This window comes from Geodermatophilus sp. SYSU D00697, assembly GCF_054050175.1.
The window spans coordinates 47,384-65,002 of the sequence record NZ_JBJGYV010000001.1 but is presented as its reverse complement, the minus strand read 5'-3'; the positions used below and the strand labels follow the sequence as shown (position 1 = coordinate 65,002).

General features: G+C 74.6%; 14 protein-coding genes. 6 read left to right on the top strand and 8 right to left on the bottom strand.

The window, feature by feature from the left end:
• Positions 1-12 precede the first annotated feature (12 nt).
• Entirely contained in the window at positions 13-1,395 is a 1,383-nt protein-coding gene (locus ACI79C_RS00310; protein ID WP_456943617.1) for a cytochrome P450, read from the bottom strand.
• A gap of 84 nt (positions 1,396-1,479) precedes the next feature.
• On the bottom strand, positions 1,480-1,644 hold the full coding sequence (locus tag ACI79C_RS00305; RefSeq protein WP_456943616.1) for a hypothetical protein: 165 nt from the start codon (positions 1,642-1,644) through the stop codon (positions 1,480-1,482).
• Between the two features lie 207 nt (positions 1,645-1,851).
• Between ACI79C_RS00305 and ACI79C_RS00300 the strand changes: the two genes are divergently transcribed.
• A complete protein-coding gene (locus ACI79C_RS00300; protein ID WP_456943615.1) occupies positions 1,852-2,217 on the top strand; it encodes a hypothetical protein in 366 nt (121 codons plus the stop codon).
• Between the two features lie 111 nt (positions 2,218-2,328).
• Here ACI79C_RS00300 and hrpA read toward each other — a convergent pair whose 3' ends face one another.
• Positions 2,329-6,453, bottom strand: a complete 4,125-nt coding sequence (gene hrpA / locus ACI79C_RS00295) for an ATP-dependent RNA helicase HrpA (protein WP_456943614.1) — start codon at positions 6,451-6,453, stop codon at positions 2,329-2,331.
• 236 nt (positions 6,454-6,689) lie between these two features.
• Here hrpA and ACI79C_RS00290 point away from each other — a divergent pair, with 236 nt between their 5' ends.
• Together ACI79C_RS00290 and ACI79C_RS00285 are read left to right on the top strand one after the other, a co-directional pair.
• Entirely contained in the window at positions 6,690-7,208 is a 519-nt protein-coding gene (locus tag ACI79C_RS00290) for a MarR family winged helix-turn-helix transcriptional regulator (protein ID WP_456943613.1), read from the top strand.
• A complete protein-coding gene (locus ACI79C_RS00285; protein WP_456943612.1) occupies positions 7,205-8,989 on the top strand; it encodes an MDR family MFS transporter in 1,785 nt (594 codons plus the stop codon). Before ACI79C_RS00290 ends, ACI79C_RS00285 begins: the two co-directional genes overlap by 4 nt.
• A 69-nt stretch (positions 8,990-9,058) precedes the next feature.
• Here the strand turns inward: ACI79C_RS00285 and ACI79C_RS00280 are convergent, their stop codons facing one another.
• Together ACI79C_RS00280 and ACI79C_RS00275 are read right to left on the bottom strand one after the other, a co-directional pair.
• Complete coding sequence (locus tag ACI79C_RS00280; RefSeq protein ID WP_456943611.1) at positions 9,059-10,204, bottom strand: zinc-dependent alcohol dehydrogenase; 1,146 nt, start codon at positions 10,202-10,204, stop codon at positions 9,059-9,061.
• 20 nt (positions 10,205-10,224) lie between these two features.
• Complete coding sequence (locus tag ACI79C_RS00275; RefSeq protein ID WP_456943610.1) at positions 10,225-10,701, bottom strand: hypothetical protein; 477 nt, start codon at positions 10,699-10,701, stop codon at positions 10,225-10,227.
• 110 nt (positions 10,702-10,811) lie between these two features.
• Between ACI79C_RS00275 and ACI79C_RS00270 the strand changes: the two genes are divergently transcribed.
• Positions 10,812-12,605, top strand: coding sequence for an acyl-CoA dehydrogenase (locus ACI79C_RS00270; protein ID WP_456943609.1), 1,794 nt, complete (start codon positions 10,812-10,814; stop codon positions 12,603-12,605).
• Positions 12,606-12,774: 169 nt separating this feature from the next.
• Here ACI79C_RS00270 and ACI79C_RS00265 read toward each other — a convergent pair whose 3' ends face one another.
• On the bottom strand, positions 12,775-12,933 hold the full coding sequence (locus ACI79C_RS00265) for a hypothetical protein (RefSeq protein WP_456943608.1): 159 nt from the start codon (positions 12,931-12,933) through the stop codon (positions 12,775-12,777).
• Between the two features lie 215 nt (positions 12,934-13,148).
• Between ACI79C_RS00265 and ACI79C_RS00260 the strand changes: the two genes are divergently transcribed.
• Together ACI79C_RS00260 and ACI79C_RS00255 are read left to right on the top strand one after the other, a co-directional pair.
• On the top strand, positions 13,149-14,633 hold the full coding sequence (locus ACI79C_RS00260) for an MFS transporter (protein WP_456943607.1): 1,485 nt from the start codon (positions 13,149-13,151) through the stop codon (positions 14,631-14,633).
• A 107-nt stretch (positions 14,634-14,740) separates the two neighbouring features.
• The gene (locus ACI79C_RS00255) at positions 14,741-15,784 is read left to right on the top strand and encodes a YihY/virulence factor BrkB family protein (RefSeq protein ID WP_456943606.1); all 1,044 of its coding nucleotides are present in this window, start codon (positions 14,741-14,743) and stop codon (positions 15,782-15,784) included.
• A gap of 75 nt (positions 15,785-15,859) precedes the next feature.
• On the opposite strand, the gene ACI79C_RS00250 is transcribed toward ACI79C_RS00255, so the two are convergent.
• Together ACI79C_RS00250 and ACI79C_RS00245 are read right to left on the bottom strand one after the other, a co-directional pair.
• Positions 15,860-16,567: a hemerythrin domain-containing protein gene (locus ACI79C_RS00250; RefSeq protein ID WP_456943605.1), complete on the bottom strand. Its 708-nt coding sequence runs from the start codon at positions 16,565-16,567 to the stop codon at positions 15,860-15,862.
• 88 nt (positions 16,568-16,655) lie between these two features.
• Positions 16,656-17,561: an ABC transporter substrate-binding protein gene (locus ACI79C_RS00245; protein WP_456943604.1), complete on the bottom strand. Its 906-nt coding sequence runs from the start codon at positions 17,559-17,561 to the stop codon at positions 16,656-16,658.
• Positions 17,562-17,619 lie beyond the last annotated feature (58 nt).

Here is a 17,619-nt window from a genome sequence, read left to right as displayed (position 1 = left end):
GCCGCGCCTGGGTCAGCGCAGCGCCACCGGCAGGTGCTCGAAGCCGCGCAGCGTCTGCAGGTCCCGCCGGACCGGTCGCCCGGACACCCGCAGACCGGGGAAGCGCTCGAACAGGGCGCGCAGGGCCACGGCCGCCTCCATCCGGGCCAGGCCGGCCCCGAGGCAGTAGTGGATGCCGGCGGAGAAGGCCAGGTGGTCGCGGGCGTTGCGGCGGCCGACGTCGAAGCGGGCGGGCTCGGGGAAGACGGCGGGGTCGCGGTTGGCCGCGCCGAGCAGCAGCGTCACCCGGGAGCCGGCGGGCAGCGGGACGCCGGCCAGCACCGCGTCGGACCGGACCGACCGGCCGGTGATCTGCACCGGGCTGTCGTGGCGGAGGACCTCCTCGACGGCGCCGGGCCAGCCCGCGGGGTCGGCCAGCAGCGCGGCCCGCTGGTCGGGGTGGGCGTCGAGCAGCACCACCGCGTTGCCGAGCAGGTTCACCGTCGTCTCGAAGCCGGCGCCGAGCAGCAGCATCACGGTCGCGTGCAGCTCCCGGTCGGAGAGCCGCTCCTCCTCGGGGGCGGTGACCAGCCGGCTGACCAGGTCCTCCCCGGGGTCGCGGCGCAGGTGGGCGAAGTGCTCGCCGAGGAAGGCGTGCAGCGCCCGCATCGCACGGTCGGCCGCCACGAACCGGCGCAGCGGCAGCCCGGGGTCGAGGGTCGCCGCCGCGGCGGCCCTCCAGTGCAGGAACTCCTCCTGGCGGTCGGCGGGCACACCCAGCAGGTCGGCGATGACCAGGACCGGCAGCGGCGCGGCGTAGGCGGCGACGAGGTCCACCGTCCCGCCGGCGGCCGGCTCCACCGCGTCGAGGAGCGCCTCGGCGGTCTGCTGCACCATCGGCTCGGCCGCCGCGGTCGCCCGCGGGGTGAAGGCGCGGCTGACCAGCCGTCGGTACCGGGTGTGGTCGGGCGGGTCGGTGACCAGCATGGAGGGTGGCTCGGCGACGCCGGTGGCGGCCGGCTCGTCCCCGAACCGCAGCGCCCAGCGCAGCGCCCGGGGCGCACCCGACCAGTCGAAGCCGACGCCGAAGCGGTCGGACCGCAGCACCTCCGAGGCCACGGCGTGCGAGGTGGTGACCGGGCCGAGGGCGCTGGTCACGAGCGGCCCGCGGGCCCTGAGCTGCTCGTAGAGGTCGTAGGGCTCGGCGCGCAGGGCGGGGTCGCGCAGCAGGCGGCCGACGAGGTCACCGCGACGGGCCGCGCGGGACAGGTAGGCCGCGGGCAGCCCGTGCCGCACTCCCCAGCGGGCGGCCGTCCGGGCGGGGCCCAGCGCGGCGGGACGGCGACGCGCCGCCGTCGTCCCGGGTGCGGGGGCCTCGCCTCCCGCGGTCGGCACCGGTGCCGGTCTCGTGTCCACGCGCGCCCTCCCGGGGTCCTGCGCAGTCTGGCAGGACGGCGCCCGTCCGGACGGGTCCGCGACCGGCCGGACGGGCGCCGCGGGTCAGCTGTTCGGGTCCGGGGCCGCGCTCGGGTCGCCGTCCCAGTCCTTGCCCGCCACGTCGGCGTGCTCGGACGCGCTGTCGGTCTGCTCGGCGACGGTGCGGACCATCTCCTCGTCCGAGAGCCCCTCGCCCGCGCTCTCGGTGTGGCCGGTCGGCTCGCTCATGCCCACTCCCCTTCGCTCGTTCGGTCCCTCCGCCCGTCCCCGGCAGCCACCGGCGGCAAACCACCGCTGCCGGCCCCGCGCGACAACAGCCGTTGCGCGTCACGGCGGTTGCCCGTCAGAGGAGTTGCACGCAACTGCCGTGCAGTCCGGTAGCGTGCCATGCAGTTGCACGCATCTGAACCGGTGCGGAACCGGGAAGGAGCCGTCGTGGAGACGGAGCAGAACGGCGCGCGACCGCCGGACACGGCGGTCGAGGCGCTCAGCGCCCTGGTGACCGCCCTCGACAGCTGCCTCGACGAGCTGCGCTGCGCCCGGGACCGGGCCGAGCAGCTCCTGGCCGAGCGCCGCGACGGACGGCGCTGGCTGGACATCGTCACCGAGGAGCGCCGCCCGCTGGTCGTCGAGCAGATCAGCTCGGTGATGTCGGTGCTGGCCACCGCGGGCGGGACGTGGCGGCGCGAGCAGGCGCACGCCCTGCAGTCCGAGCAGGTCAGCATCAACCGGATCGCCGCGCTGTTCGGCGTGACCCGGCAGCGCATCTCCGCCCTGCTGCGCGACCGCGTCGCCAGTTGAGTGCCCGCTGCGGGGATCAGGTGACCTGATCGTGGCGCGTCCTCCCCCACGGTCTGCGGTGCGGGAGGACGCTCGAGGATCAGGGTCCCTGATCGTCGAGCGGTCACCCGCTCACGCGGTGAGCGCGTCGATCGCCTTGTAGACCCGCTGCTCGGACACCGGCCGGGGCGTGCCGATCGTCTGGGCGAACAGCCCCACCCGCAGCTCCTCGATCATCCAGCGCACCCGCGCGACCGGGTCGTCGGGCGCCCCGGTCGGCGGCACCTGGCGGCGCAGCTGCTCGTACTCCTCGGTCACCGCCGCGACCTGCGCCATCCACAGCTGGTCGCGGACCGCGTTGGCCGGCAGCTTCTCCAGCCGGTGCGCCATCGCCCTGAGGTAGCGCACCAGGTCGGGCAGCCGGCGCCGCCCGGCCGAGGCGACGAACCCGCGGTGCAGCAGGCCGCCCATCTGGCGGCGCAGGTCGGCGATCGCCGCCTCGGGCACCCGCCGTCCCGGCGCGGCCCCGATCGCCACGGCGACCTCGCGGGCCTGGGTGAGCACCGCCTCGACCCGGCGCACCGCGTCGGTCGTCAGCGGCAGCAGCTGGGCGCGCGCGGTCTCCACCAGCGCGGCGAAGGCCGCCTCCTCCCGCGGCGGACCGCCCGCCGCGGCGATCAGCTCGTCGGCGGCGGCGTCCACGCAGTCGTCGACCAGCGCGGGGATCTCGCCGTCCGGGTTGAACTGCAGGGCCAGGCGGGTCTTCGGCGACAGCCCCTTGACCACCTGGCGGGTCGGGGACCCGGCGACGAGCACGAGCAGCCGGCGGGCGCCGCGCCAGGACAGCCGCGTCGCCTCCGCCTCGGTCGCGACCACGCGCACGCCCACGGTCGCACCCTCGTCGACCAGGGCCGGGTGCGCGGTGACCACGTGCCCGCCGCGGCGGACGTCGACGGTGCGCGGCAGGGTGCCGAACGTCCACGCGGTCTGACCGGTGCGCTCGACGTCGGCCGCCGCGGCCGCGAGGCTGGCCCGGGCCTGGGGTGCGACCTCGCGGCGCAGCGCCTGCAGGTCCTTGCCGGTGGCCAGGGCGCGCTCGCGGTCGTCGACGACCCGGAAGGTGGCCCGCAGGTGGTCGGGCACCTGGTCGGGCTGCCAGGCGTCCGGCGGGACGACGACCCCGGCCGCGCGCCGCAGTTCGCGCTCCAGCGCCGGCAGCAGCGGCTCGGTCGCCGCGATGTGCGGCAGCACCTCGCGTACGCGGTCCGGGATCGGGACCAGCGCTCGCCGGAACTGCTTGGGCAGGGTGCGCAGCAGCGCGGTGACCAGCTCCTCGCGCAGCCCCGGCACGGTGAAGGCCAGCGAGCCTCCCGACGTCCGCTCCGCGACGGCGTCGAGCACCGCCAGCGGGACGTCGACCGTCACGCCGTCCTGCGGGGTCCCCGGCGCGAAGGCGTAGGACAGCGGCAGGGTGAGGCCCTGCGTGAGCGGCACCTCGTCCGGGAAGTCCTCGACCCGCACCTGCCCGGCCGCCGCGGAGTTGGTCAGCATCTCCGCCGAGAAGGTCAGCAGGTCCGGGGTCTGCCGGCGGACCTGCTTCCACCACCGGTCGAAGTGGCGCGTGGAGACGACGTCGGCCGGGATGCGGGCGTCGTAGAGCTCGAACAGCGTCTCGTCGTCCACCCGGATGTCCCGGCGCCGGGCCCGCTCCTCCAGCTCGGCGACGCGGCGCATCGACTCGGCGTTGTCGTGCCAGAACCGGTGGTGCGTCGTCCACTCGCCCTGCACGAGCGCGTGCCGGATGAACAGCTCCCGGGAGACGACGGGGTCGATCGAGCCGTACTGCACCCGGCGGCCGACGACCAGCGGGATGCCGTAGAGGGTGACCCGCTCGGTGGCGACCACCGAGCCGCGCTTGGCGTCCCAGCGGGGCTCGGAGTACTGCCGCTTGACGAGGTGGTCGGCCAGCCGCTCGACCACCTCGGGGTCGATGCGGGCGACGGTGCGGGCGAACAGCCGGCTGGTCTCGACCAGCTCCGCGGCGACCACCCAGCGCGGCGGCTTCTTGGCCAGCGGCGTGCCGGGCGCGATCACGAAGCGGGCGTTGCGGGCGCCCAGGTACTCCCGGCCGCCCCGCCGCCGGTCGCCGTCCCTCTGCGTGCGCGTGTCCTCCACCTGGACCCCGACGTGCGAGAGCAGCCCGGCCAGCAGCGCGGTGTGGATGCCGCGCTCGTCGGGCTCGGCGGCGAGCTCACCGACGGCCATGCCCAGGCGGCGGGCGGTGCTGCGCAGCTGGCCGTAGAGGTCCTGCCACTCACGGATGCGCAGGTAGTGCAGGAACTCCCGCTTGATCGTGCGGCGGAACTGGCTGCCCGAGAGCGCCTCCTGCTGCTCGCCGAGGTACCGCCAGAGGTTGAGCAGGGCCAGGAAGTCGGAGTTCTCGTCGGCGAACCGGGCGTGCACCTGGTCGGCGGCCTGCTGGTGCTCGGTGGGCCGCTCGCGGGGGTCCTGGATGGTCAGCCCCGCGGCGATGACCAGGACCTCCTCCAGGACGCCGCGCCGGTCGGCCTCGACGACCATGCGGGCCATCCGGGGGTCCAGGGGCAGCGCGGCCAGCGCCCGGCCGGTCGGGGTCAGCCGGCCGTCCCCGTCCAGGGCGCCGAGCTCCTCGAGCAGGGCCAGGCCGTCGGCGACGGCGCGCCGGTCCGGCGGGTCGATGAACGGGAAGTCGGCGACGTCGCCGAGGTCGAGCGCGGCCATCTGCAGCAGCACCGAGGCCAGGCTGGTGCGCAGGATCTCCGGGTCGGTGTACTCCGGCCGGCTCTCGAAGTCCTCCTCGGTGTAGAGCCGGACGGCGATGCCCGCGGAGGTGCGCCCGCAGCGGCCCGACCGCTGCCGGGCCGACGCCTGGCTGATCGGCTCGATGGGCAGCCGCTGCACCTTCAGCCGCGAGCTGTACCGGGAGATGCGCGCGACGCCGGTGTCGACGACGTAGCGGATGCCGGGCACGGTCAGCGAGGTCTCGGCGACGTTGGTGGCCAGCACGATCCGCCGTCCGGTGTGCGGCGCGAACACCTTGTGCTGGTCGGCCGCGGACAGCCGGGAGTAGAGCGGCACGACCTCGGCCGACGGGAAGCGCTCGGTGAGGACGTCGGCGGTGTCACGGATCTCCCGCTCGCCGGCGAGGAAGACCAGCACGTCGCCCGGCCCCTCGGCGACCAGCTCGTCGACGGCGTCGGCGATGGCGCTCACCTGGTCGCGGTCGGGGTCGGCGGCCGGGTCGCCCTCGGGGGCGTCGGGGTCGACGACCGGCCGGTAGCGGACCTCCACCGGGTAGGTCCGCCCGCTGACCTCGACGACGGGGACCTCGGCGCCGTCCACGCTGCCGTGCCCACTCTCGCCGAGGCCTGCGCTCTGCCCCTTCTCACCGAGTCCTGCGCTCCGCCCCTCCTCGCCGAGTCCTGCGCTCCGCCCCTTCTCGCCGAGTCCTGCGCTCCGCCCCTTCTCGCCGAGTCCTGCGCTCTGCCCTTTCTCGCCGAGTCCTGCGAAGTGCTTCGCGATCCGCTCGACGTCGATGGTCGCCGAGGTGATGACCAGCTTGAGGTCGGGCCGCTTCGGCAGCAGCTGGGCCAGGTAGCCGAGCAGGAAGTCGATGTTGAGGCTGCGCTCGTGCGCCTCGTCGATGATCAGGGTGTCGTACTGGCGCAGCAGCCGGTCGCGGCCGATCTCGGCGAGCAGCACGCCGTCGGTCATGACCTTGACCAGCGTGGTGCCACTGACCTGGTCGGTGAAGCGCACCTTCCAGCCGACGACCTCGCCCAGCGGCGTGTCCAGCTCCTCGGCGATCCGCTCGGCGACGGTCCGCGCCGCGATCCGGCGCGGCTGGGTGTGCCCGATCCGGCCACGGACCCCCCGTCCGATCTCCAGGGCGATCTTGGGCAGCTGGGTGGTCTTCCCCGACCCGGTCTCGCCGGCGACGACGACCACCTGGGAGGTCCGCAGCGCGGCGGCGATGTCCTCCCTGCGGGCGCTGACCGGCAGCTCCGTGGGGTAGGTGACGGCGGGGACGGCGGCCCGCCGGCGGGCGATCCGCTCCTCGGCCGTGGCGACGTCGGCAGCGATCGCCGCCCGCTGCCGCGCCCGGGCCTCGGTGTCCCGGGTGCGGCGGGTGCCGTCGAGCCGGCGGCGGAGCCGGTGCTCGTCCTCGAGGGTGAGCCCGGCCAGCCGTGTGCGCAGGTCGTCGGGCGCGGACGTCACGGGGTTCTCCAGATCTCACGGGGGCACGGGCTGCCGACCGCGGCGCGGGCGGACGCCGGAGCCCGGCCGCGCGGGTGAGCGGGCCGGCCTGCGGGTGCCCCTCCAGGATCCCACCGGTGCCGGGCCCCGCAGCGTGGCCCACCTCACTTGCATGCGCCGTACAACTGTTTGTTTGATGGGAGCAACAGGTTGTACGGTGCACGTGTTCCCCGCACCTCTGATCCCGCGGAGTCCCCGTGTCCCCTGCTGCCCCGGATCCCGCCGGGCTCGACGACGAGCGGCTGGCCGAGCTGCGCACGCTGGGCGAGCAGTTGCCGCGGTTCATGCGCCTCGTGCACGCCCTGAAGACCGCGCAGGTCCCCGAGGGACGCGACCGCGCCGCGCTGGTCCTGCTGTTTCCGCTGGTCCGGCTCGGCCCGCTCCGTCAGGGAGCGCTGGCCGACCTCGTCCACGCCGACCCGTCCACCGTCAGCCGGCACGTCGCGACGCTGATCGAGCAGGGCCTGGTCCAACGGGTCGCCGACGAGACCGACGGCCGCGCCAGCCGGCTGGTCGTCACCGCCGCCGGCCAGGCCGCGCTGGAACAGGTGCGCGGCGAGCGCGAGGCGCACCTCGCGCGCGTCACCGCCGACTGGCCCGCGGCCGACCTGACGACCCTCACCACGCTCTTCGGCCGCCTGCTGGACGACCTGGCCGCGTCCCTGCCCACCGAGCCGCCCACCGCGCCCGTCCCGTCCCCCAGAGAGAAGTCATGACCGACAGCACCCGCATCACCTCGGCCGAGCGGAGGGACGCCCGCGCGGCGGCCGCCGCCCCGGGCTCGGACGGCGCCTTCACGCACCGGCAGATCGTCACGATCATCGTCGGGCTGATGGTCGCGATGTTCCTGGCGGCCCTCGACCAGACCGTCGTCGCCACCGCGATCCGCACCATCGCCGACGACCTGGACGGCTTCGACCTGCAGGCGTGGGCGACGACGGCCTTCCTCATCACCTCGACGATCTCGACCCCGCTGTACGGGAAGCTCTCCGACATCTACGGGCGGCGGCCGTTCTACCTGTTCGCCATCGGGATCTTCGTCGTCGGCTCGGTGCTGTGCGGCATCGCGGACTCGATGTACCAACTGGCCGCCTACCGGGCGATCCAGGGCATCGGCGCCGGCGGCCTGATGTCGCTGGCCCTGGCGATCATCGGTGACATCGTGCCGCCGCGGGAGCGGTCCCGGTACCAGGGCTACTTCATGGCCGTCTTCGGCACCTCCAGCGTGCTCGGGCCGGTCATCGGCGGATTCCTCGCCGGGCAGTCGTCCCTGCTGGGCCTGACCGGGTGGCGCTGGATCTTCTTCATCAACGTGCCGCTGGGGCTGCTCGCCTTCCTGGCTGTCTACCGCGTGCTGCACCTGCCGCACCTGCGCCGGGACCACCGCATCGACTGGCCGGGTGCCCTGGCACTGGTCACCTGCATCGTGCCGCTGCTGATCGTCGCCGAGCAGGGCCGGATCTGGGGCTGGGCCTCGGGCCGCTCGCTGACCTGCTACGTCATCGGCGCCGTCGGCCTCGTGCTCTTCGTCCTGGCCGAGCGGGCCTACCGCGACGAGGCGCTGCTCCCCCTGCGCCTGTTCGGCAACCGCAGCTTCACCATCGCCAGCCTCGGCAGCGTGGTGGTGGGCGCGGGCATGTTCGGCGGCCTGCTGCTCCTGCCGCAGTACCTGCAGATCGTGCACGGCTCCAGCGCCACGGTCGCCGGCCTGCAGATGATCCCGCTGGTCGCCGGCATCATGATCGGCGCGATGAGCTCGGGGATCGCGATCTCGAAGACCGGCAAGTACAAGGTCTTCCCGCTGGCCGGCACCACGCTGATGACCGTCGCCCTGCTGGCGCTGTCCTTCGTCGTCGGCGCCGAGACGTCGATCTGGACCCTCGTGCCGTTCATGGTCCTGCTCGGCGTGGGGCTCGGGTTCAACTTCCAGCCCGCGGTCCTGGCGGTGCAGAACGCCGTCCCGCCGTCCCAGATGGGCGTGGCCACCTCCTCGGTCACGTTCTTCCGCCAGATGGGCGCGACGGTCGGCACGGCCGCGTTCCTCTCCGTGCTGTTCAGCCGGCTGCCGGTGGAGATCGAGGAGTCGGTGACCTCGGCGGCGGCCACGGACCCGCGGGTCGCGCAGGCCCTGCAGAACGGTCAGCTGCAGGGCGGTGGCGACCTGTCGGACACCTCGTTCATCCAGGACCTGCCGTCGTTCCTGGCGCTGCCGTTCAAGACGGGGTTCTCGACCTCGATCGACCTGGTGTTCCTCATCGCCGCGTGCGTGGTCGCGCTCGGGTTCCTCGTGTTCCTGTTCCTGCCGCAACTGGCGCTGTCGGACAAGTCCGGCATCCAGGCCGCCCGGGAGGCCGCGCGGCAGACGGCCGGCGCCCCGGAGGGCGACGGTGCCGGGCAGGCCGCGCAGGCGGTCGGCGCCGCGGCGCCGACGTCCACCGCACCCCCGGTCGGCCGGCCGGGTGACATCTCCGAGGACGGCGCCCGCCACCGCGCCTGACCCGGCCACCGGACCGACCCGACGAGGAGGCCCCCGCCCGCTGCTGCGGGTGGGGGCCTCCTCGTCGGGTCAGGGCAGGAAGACCGCCCGCACGCAGCCGTCGGTCTTGTCCTTGAACACCTGGTAGCCGCGGGGCGCCTCCTCCAGCGGCATCACGTGGGTGGCCAGGTGCTCGGTGGTGAGCTCGCCCCTCGCCATGTGCTCGAGGATCCGCGGCATGTAGCGCTGGCCGTGCACCTGGGCCCCGCGCACGGTCAGGCCCTTGTTCATGGCCGCGCCGAGGGGGAACTTGTCCACCGGGCCGGCGAAGACGCCCAACACGAACACGCTCCCGCCCTTCCGGCAGGCCAGGATCGCCTCCCGGACGGCGGTGGGCCGGTCGGTCTGCAGCCGCAGCTGCTGCTTGACCTGGTCGTACACGCCGTGGACGCCGGGGCTGTGCGCCTCCATGCCGACCGCCTCGATGCAGACGTCGGGTCCGCGGCCGCCGGTGCGCTCACGCAGCTCGGCGAGGACGTCGGTCTGCGAGTAGTCGATGGTCTCGGCGCCGACGTGCTCGCGGACCTGCGCGAGCCGCTCGGGCAGCCGGTCGACCACGACGACCTGGTCGGCCCCCAGCAGCATCGCCGCCCGCGCGGCCATCTGGCCCACGCCCCCGGCGCCCCACACCGCGACCGTGTCACCGGGCCTCGTGCCCGCCAGGTCGGCGCCCATCCAGCCGGTCGACACCGCGTCGGAGGCGAACAGGGCCCGCTCGTCGCTGACGCCGTCCGGGATGACGAACGAGCCCACGTCGGCGTAGGGCACCCGGATGTACTCGGCGTGGCTGCCGGCCCAGCCGCCCATGGCGTGCGAGTAGCCGAAACAGCCGCCGGGGCTCTGCCCCCACAGCCCCTCGGTGATGCCGGGGTTCGGGTTGCCGTTGTCGCACAGCGAGTACAGCTCCTGCCGGCAGTACCAGCAGGAGCCGCAGGCGATGAAGGAGTTGACGACGACGCGGTCGCCGACCCGCCGCTGGCGCACCCCCCTGCCCACCTCGACGACCTCGCCCATGAACTCGTGCCCCAGCACGTCGCCGGCCCGCATGAACGGGATGTAGCCCCCCAGCAGGTGCAGGTCCGAGCCGCAGGTCGTGGTGCGCCGCACCCGCAGGATCACGTCGTGGTCGTTGAGGATCTGCGGGTCGGGGACGGTCTCGACGGAGACCTCGTTCACGCCCGTCCAGGTCGCCGCCCTCACAGCACGCCCTCCTTCCCCGCCGCGGCGGTCGTCCCCTCGAGCGCGGCGCCCTGCGGTGTGGCCTTGCGGACACCGTGCGGAGCCGGGTCCACCCGGAGCACCTCGCCGACCTCGATCAGCTGCTTGGCCTCCCGCAGCGCCGCGCGCAGCCGGCCGAGGTCCTCGTCGGAGGCGCGGTCGCGGTAGCGCGCGGCCAGCTCGGCACCCCTGTCGCCGGGCGCCGGGGTGACCCGCACCTCGACGCGGTCGCCGAGGGCGGCCAGCGGCGCCGGGAGGTCGGCGCCGGTGCCGACCTGCTCCGGCGGGCAGAGCACCGTGACCGCCCGCCAGCGGCGGGCCGCGGTCGCGGGGTCGTCGGTGACCGACGCCTGGCCGACGCCGGGCAGGCGCACGTGCTGGAGGCGCCCGAGCAGCGCTCCCCCGGCACCGGCGGCCGCCCCCCGGACGGTGTCGAGGATCCTCGGTAGGGCCATCGGAACTCCTCCTCGCGGGCGGGCCGGGCCCGGCCCCTACCCAGCGCCGCGCGGCCGCCAACCCGGCCTACTGTGGCGGAGCTCCCGGCAGCACGCTCTTGGAGGCCCCCGTGCGCTCGTCGCTGATCCTGTCCCGCCGCGACCTGGACTTCCTGCTGCACGAGTGGCTCGACGTGGAGAGCCTGACCAAGCGGCCGCGGTTCGCCGAGCACTCCCGCGAGACGTTCGACGCCGTCCTGGACCTCGCCGAGCGGATCGCCACCGACCACTTCGCACCCCACAACCGCACGGCCGACGAGCACGAGCCACGGTTCGTCGACGGCCGGGTCGAGCTGATCCCCGAGGTGAAGCGGGCGCTGGAGGTCTTCGCCGAGGCCGGGCTCATGGCCGGCGAGTTCGACGAGCGGTTCGGCGGGATGCAGCTGCCGCACACCGTCGGGCAGGCGGTGTTCGCCTGGTTCAAGGCGGCCAACGTCGGCACCTCGGCCTATCCGTTCCTCACCATGGCCAACGCCCGGCTGCTCATCGCCCACGGCAGCCAGGAGCAGATCGACACCTACGTCGGCCCGATGGTGGAGGGCCGCTGGTTCGGGACGATGGCGCTGTCCGAGCCGCAGGCCGGGTCCTCGCTGGCCGACATCACCACGCGGGCCGAGCGGCAGGGCGACGGCACCTACCGGCTGACCGGCAACAAGATGTGGATCTCCGCGGGCGACCACGAGCTCAGCGAGAACATCGTCCACCTGGTGTTGGCGAAGGTCCCCGGCGGACCACCGGGGGTGAAGGGCATCTCGCTGTTCGTCGTCCCCAAGTACCTCGTGCGGGACGACGGGACGCTCGGTGAGCGCAACGACGTCGTCCTCGCCGGGCTCAACCACAAGATGGGTTACCGGGGCACGACGAACACCCTGCTCAACCTCGGCGAGGGCGGGCACACCCCGGGCGGGCGGCCCGGCGCGGTCGGCTTCCTCGTCGGCGAGGAGCACCGGGGGCTCGCCTACATGTTCACGATGATGAACGAGGCGCGGATCGGCGTCGGCATGGGCGCGACGGCGCTGGGCTACACCGGCTACCTGCACGCGCTGGAGTACGCGCGCACCCGCACCCAGGGCCGGCCGCCGACCAACCGGGACGCCACGCAGCCGCCGGTGCGGATCGTCGAGCACACCGACGTCCGGCGGATGCTGCTGGCCGCGAAGTCCTACGCCGAGGGCGGCCTGGCCCTGGGCCTGTACTGCGCGCGGCTGGTCGACGAGGAGCAGACCGCGGAGTCCCCGGAGGAGCGGGACCGGGCGCGCCTGCTGCTGGAGGTGCTCACGCCGATCGCCAAGGCGTGGCCGTCGCAGTGGGGCCCGGTCGCCGACGACCTGGCCATCCAGGTCCACGGCGGCTACGGCTACACCCGCGACTACCCGGTCGAGCAGTTCTACCGGGACAACCGGCTCAACCCGATCCACGAGGGCACCAACGGGATCCAGGGGCTGGACCTGCTCGGCCGCAAGGTCGTCATGCAGGGCGGTGCCGGGCTGGCGCTGCTGGCCGAGACCATCGGCCGGACGACGGCGCGGGCGGCCGGCACCGAGTGGGCGGCGCTCGCCGCCGACGTCGACGCCGCGGTGGCCCGCATCGGGTCGGTGACCGCGACGCTGTGGGGCGCGGGGGACCCGGCTGTCACGCTGGCCAACTCCACCTCCTACCTGGAGGCGGCCGGCCACGTCGTCGTCGCCTGGCTGTGGCTGGAGCAGGCACTGGCCACCGGCGAGGGCACCAGCGACCTCCACCAGGGCAAGCGGGCGGCGGCGCGCTTCTTCCACCGGTACGAGCTGCCGAAGGTGCACACCCACCTCGACCTGCTGGAGTCACTGGACCGCACCGTCCTCGACACCGACGAGGCCTGGCTGTAGGAGGGCGGGCCCCGGAGACGCCGGCGCCCCGCTGCTCCGGGAGGGAGCGCGGGGCGCGCGACTCGGCGGCCCTCCTGCAGGGCCCGCCGCGGCCCCGTCCCGAGGCTCACCCCGAGCGTGCGAGGGTGATGAGGACGGGGTCCTCCCCCGGTGGGGGGAGGGCCCTCCGTCAGGCCGCGCGGGCCATCCCCACCGGCTCGGCGGCGCGCGTGGCCGGGCGGGCGGCGGACGCGGTGGCGGCGCGCTGCTCGCGCTCGTACCGCGCCGTCGACGAGGTGCCCATCACGATCACCAGTGCGGTCAGGACCAGGAACCCGATCAGGGTCACAGCCGGCCACAGCACCATCGGTTCTTCCCCCCGGGAGTCGATCTGCTCATCGCTGCAGGGGGCATGCCCCCCGCAGCACGTCGTCACGGGGTTGTTTCCCCCACCAACCGCCGTCTCAATCGTCGATTCGGAAGGCGTGCCTGACACCCGGGTCGCCGGGGCCCACCCCGACGGGTGAGCACACCGAGGTCAGCGGGCCGTGGTCGAATGCCCGCGTGCCCGCCGCCGACGCCTCGCGCCGGCGCCGGCGCCCGCGGCCGGGGCTGCTGGTTGCCACGCTGGCCCTGGGCACCACGGCCCTCTCGCTGCTGCAGAGCCTGGTCGTGCCGGTCCTCGGGCCGATCGGCGCGCAGCTGGGCGTCTCCCCGACCGCCGCGGGCTGGGTGCTGACGGCCAACCTGCTGGCGGCCGCGGTGTCCACGCCGGTGCTCGGCCGGCTCGGTGACGCCTGGGGCGAGCGGCCGGTGGTCATCGGCATCCTCGTCGCGATGGCCGCGGGCACCCTGCTCGCCCTGGCGACGTCGTCCCTCCCGGCCCTGCTGGTGGCGCGGGTGCTGCAGGGCGTCTCGTACGGGCTGTTCCCGCTCTCGATCAGCGTGCTGCGCCGCGAGTTGCCCGCCGAGCGGCTGAGCGTGGGCATGTCGGTGGTCAGCAGCACGCTGGCCGTCGGAGGAGTGATCGGCCTGGTCGCCGCGGCCCTGCTCACCCGGGACGGCGGCGACTACCACCGGCCGTTCTGGATCGGCCTGGCGGCGACCGTCCTCGCGCTGGTGCTGGTCTGGTTCGTCCTGCCGCAGCGGCCGCCCGCCGGGTCGGGGCGGGTCGACTGGTGGGGCGCGCTCGTGCTCGCCGGGGGCCTGGTCCTCCTCCTGCTGCCGGTGTCCCAGGGCAACGCCTGGGGCTGGCGCACACCGGCGACGCTGGGCTGCCTGGCCGGCGCCGTCGTCGTCCTGACCGGGTGGGTGCTGCTGCAGCGGCGCCGGGCCGACCCGCTGGTCCGCCCGGCGATGCTGGCCGACCCGCGCACGGTGGTGCCCACCGTCGCCGGGGTCATGACCGGCATCGGCCTGTTCGCCTCGTTCCTCGGCGTCCTCCAGTTCGTGCAGACCCCGCCGGAGGTGGCCGGCTACGGGTTCGGCGCCTCGGTGGTGGAGGCGGCCGTCGTCTACCTGCTCCCCGGCGGGGTCGCCGGGGTGCTGCTGGCACCGGTCGCCGGGCGGGTCGTCGGCCGCGTCGGCGCGCTGCCCACGCTGCTGGTCGGGGCGGCGTCGGGGCTGGCCGGGTTCCTCCTGTTCGCGCTGCTGCGGGCCCTCCCCTGGCAGGTGGTCCTGGCCGGGCTGCTCACCCAGCTGTGGGCCACGGTCGCCTACGCCGCGCTGCCCGCACTCGTCGTGTCGGCGGTCCGGCCGGAGGAGACCGGCGTGGCCAACGCGGTCAACTCCATCGCCCGGTCGGTGGGCCAGGCCCTCGGCAGCACCCTCACCGTGGCCCTGCTGGCGGCGGGCACGTCCCCTGCGACCGGGCTGCCGGTGGCCGGCGCGTTCACCGCGGTCGCCCTGGTGGGCGCGGGAGCCGCGGCCGTCGTCGTCCTGGTGACCCTGGCCGGGCTGGCCGGCACCCGCGGGAGAGGGCGGCCGGGTGCGGTGGAGACGGCCACCGCCGCGGCCGGGGAGTGGTCGCCGGTGAGCGGCCTGCGCTGACCACGCCAGGTCACGGACCGGTCGCGACACCCTCTCTGCGGGCATGGAACAGGACCGTCCGGGGCACCGGGTCGGGGACGAGTTCCCCCCTCGACCGGAGGACGACCATGAACCGCCCCACCGGCTCGCGCGGCAGCGACACCGCGGCCAAGGACACCCGGTTCTCCGGCAACACCGCCGGGGACCCCGCACCGCAGGACGACAAGGTCAACGAGGTCCGCTTCGACAACGCCCCCCAGGGGGCCGACAAGAAGCCCACCACCGGCGGCACGCTGAAGCGCACGCTCAAGGAGTTCAGCGAGGACAACCTCACCGACTGGGCCGCCGCGCTCACCTACTACGGCGTCCTCGCGCTGTTCCCCGCGCTGATCGCCCTGCTGTCGATCGTGGGCCTGCTGACCAACCCCGAGCAGCTGACCACGGCGCTGACCGCCGTGGTGCCGCAGCAGGCGGCCAGCACGCTCAACCCGGTCATCCAGCAGATCGCCGGCAACACCGGCGCCGCCGGCTTCGGCCTGGTCCTCGGCCTGGCCGGCGCCGTCTGGTCGGCGTCCGGGTACGTCGGCGCCTTCACCCGCGCGGCGAACGTGGTCTACGAGACGCCCGAGGGCCGCAAGATCTGGAAGCTCAAGCCGCTGCAGCTGCTGGTCACGCTGATCGGCATCCTGTTCGCCGCGGTCATCGTGGCGCTGCTCGTGCTCAGCGGCCCGGTGGTGGACGCCGTCGGCCAGGCGATCGGGGTCGGCGAGACCGCGCTGACCATCTGGAACGTGGCCAAGTGGCCGGTGATCGTCGTCCTGCTGGCGCTGATGATCGCCGTCCTCTACTACTCGACGCCCAACGCGAAGCTGCGCGGCTTCCGGTTCGTCAGCCCGGGCGCCCTCGTGGCGATCCTGGTGTGGGCGGGCGCCTCGGCGCTGTTCGCCTTCTACGTCGCCAACTTCGGCAGCTACAACAAGACCTACGGGGCCCTGGCCGGCGTCGTGGTCTTCCTGATCTGGTTCTGGCTGACCAACCTGGCGCTGCTGTTCGGCATCGAGCTCGACGCCGAGATCGAGCGGACCAAGGAGCTCAAGGAGGGCGTGCCGGAGGCCCACAAGGAGATCCAGCTCGACGCCCGCAGCGACCCGAAGCCGCGCCAGACGAACTGAGGAAGGACCCCTGCAGGGTCCGACAGCAGACGACGACGGCCCCCTCCCGAGCGGGAGGGGGCCGTCGTCGTCTGCTCAGCGGGACGTCGGCGGCTCGTCGCCCCGGCGGGAGAGCGGCACCCGCTCGACGAGCCCGGCCACGCCGGCCAGGCCCCGGCTGAGCGCCTCCCCGGCCGGCGCGAGGCGCTCCGGTGCCCGGCGGACGGCGGCGTCGACCACGTCGCGGGTGCGGTCGATCAGCGACAGGGGCAGGCCGGACAGCGCGTTGCCCGGCGGCCGGCGGGAGACGGTGGGGTGCGCGCGGGTCGGCGACACCCGGCGGGCGAGCTCCCACTGCCGGCCCAGCCGCCGCAGCTGGTGCGCGTCGAGCTCCTCCTGCAGCCGCGGGAAGAGCACGTCCTCCTCGTCCCGCACGTCCTCGCGCAGCACCTCCACCAGCCGGGACAGCCGCTGCGCCCGGCGCGGGTCGTCGTGACCGAGGGTCTCGATCTCGCTGACCAGCTCGTTGACCTCCTGGTGCTCCTCCTCCACCCCCAGCGTCAGGGCGTCGCCGTCGGGCAGCACCCGGCGCAGCACCGGCCACAGCACGGTCTCCTCGGCGAAGGCGTGGCTGAAGACGAGTCGGTCGATCCGGGTGAGCACCTCCTCCTGCTCCCGGCCGGTCGTCCCCTCGAGCTCGTGCAGGAGCCGGTCGAGGTCGATGTGGTCACGGCGCTGGCGGACCAGGACGCTGCCCGGCCCTCCCAGCTCCTCGTCCGTCTGGTCGGCGATGGAACGGCCCACGTCAGGCACCTCTCACGGTTCTCGGTTCGGGACCACTTCCTGCCCGCACCGGACGGGGCGCATGCGTGACCGGCGCAGGGGTCCTCGCTCAGCGGCCGCCCCACCACAGTGCCGCGGCCTCCGCCGGTGTCCGGCCCTCGACGACGAGCCGGTTGAGCCGCACGAGGTCGGCGCCCGAGAGCCGGGCGCTCACCGCGTCCAGCGCCGTCCGCAGCCCCTCCCCGGCCTCGTCCAGCACCGCGGTCCGCACGATGGGCACCACGTTCTCGTGCGGCTGCAGTCCCCGGTCGTCGTCGAGCAGGACCAGCGAGCCGTCGGCCAGGTGGGCGTCGGTCGTCTCCAGCAGGCCGACGTCGATCTCCTCCGACAGCAGCGCCTCCACCGTCGCCGACCGGGAGGGCATGGCGCGCACCTCGGCGAACTGCAGGCCGTAGACCTCGCGCAGTCCGGGCAGGCAGTACCGGCGCTCGGGGCACTCGGGCGGACCGCCGAAGACCAGCCCGGAGGCGACCAGGGCGAGGTCGGACAGCCGGCGGACGGCGTTCTGCTCCGACCACGTGGCCCGGACGACGAACCCGTTCTGGTCCTCGGCGGGCGCCGCGGCGAGCACGGTGGCACCGCGCTGGGCCATCACCCGCGCCAGGGCGGCCCGGAGGTGCTCGGGCTCACGCCGGGCCGCGGGTCGCCCGGGGTCGACGAAGTCCAGGGCCGTGCCGAGGTAGTCCACGACGAGGTCGACGACGCCCTGCTCCAGCGCGGGCAGCACCACCTCGCGGGTGCCGATGCCGTGCACGACGGTCACCGGCAGGCCCGATCGCCGCACCGCCTCGGCGTAGACCTCGGCCAGGATCTGGTTCTCGGCGAAGTCGTAGGAGGCGATCCGGACCGTGTCCTCGGCCGGCGGGGCCGCCGTCCCGGGAGCCGGCGCGCACCCGGGCAGCAGGAGGAGGGCCAGCAGGAGCAGCGCGGCGGGGGCCGCCAGGGAACGCCGCATCGCGGGCTCCCTCCTCGAGCGGGGACGGGCCCGGCCACGCTAACGCCGGACGGCGGCG

What these genes read in the sequence shown, in the direction of transcription:
- ACI79C_RS00305 (WP_456943616.1), bottom strand. Translation starts at nt 1,644, where the DNA reads ATGAGCGAGCCGACCGGCCACACCGAGAGCGCGGGCGAGGGGCTCTCG.
- ACI79C_RS00245 (WP_456943604.1), bottom strand. Translation starts at nt 17,561, where the DNA reads ATGCGGCGTTCCCTGGCGGCCCCCGCCGCGCTGCTCCTGCTGGCCCTC.
- ACI79C_RS00275 (WP_456943610.1), bottom strand. Translation starts at nt 10,701, where the DNA reads ATGGCCCTACCGAGGATCCTCGACACCGTCCGGGGGGCGGCCGCCGGT.
- ACI79C_RS00255 (WP_456943606.1), top strand. Translation starts at nt 14,741, where the DNA reads ATGAACCGCCCCACCGGCTCGCGCGGCAGCGACACCGCGGCCAAGGAC.
- ACI79C_RS00285 (WP_456943612.1), top strand. Translation starts at nt 7,205, where the DNA reads ATGACCGACAGCACCCGCATCACCTCGGCCGAGCGGAGGGACGCCCGC.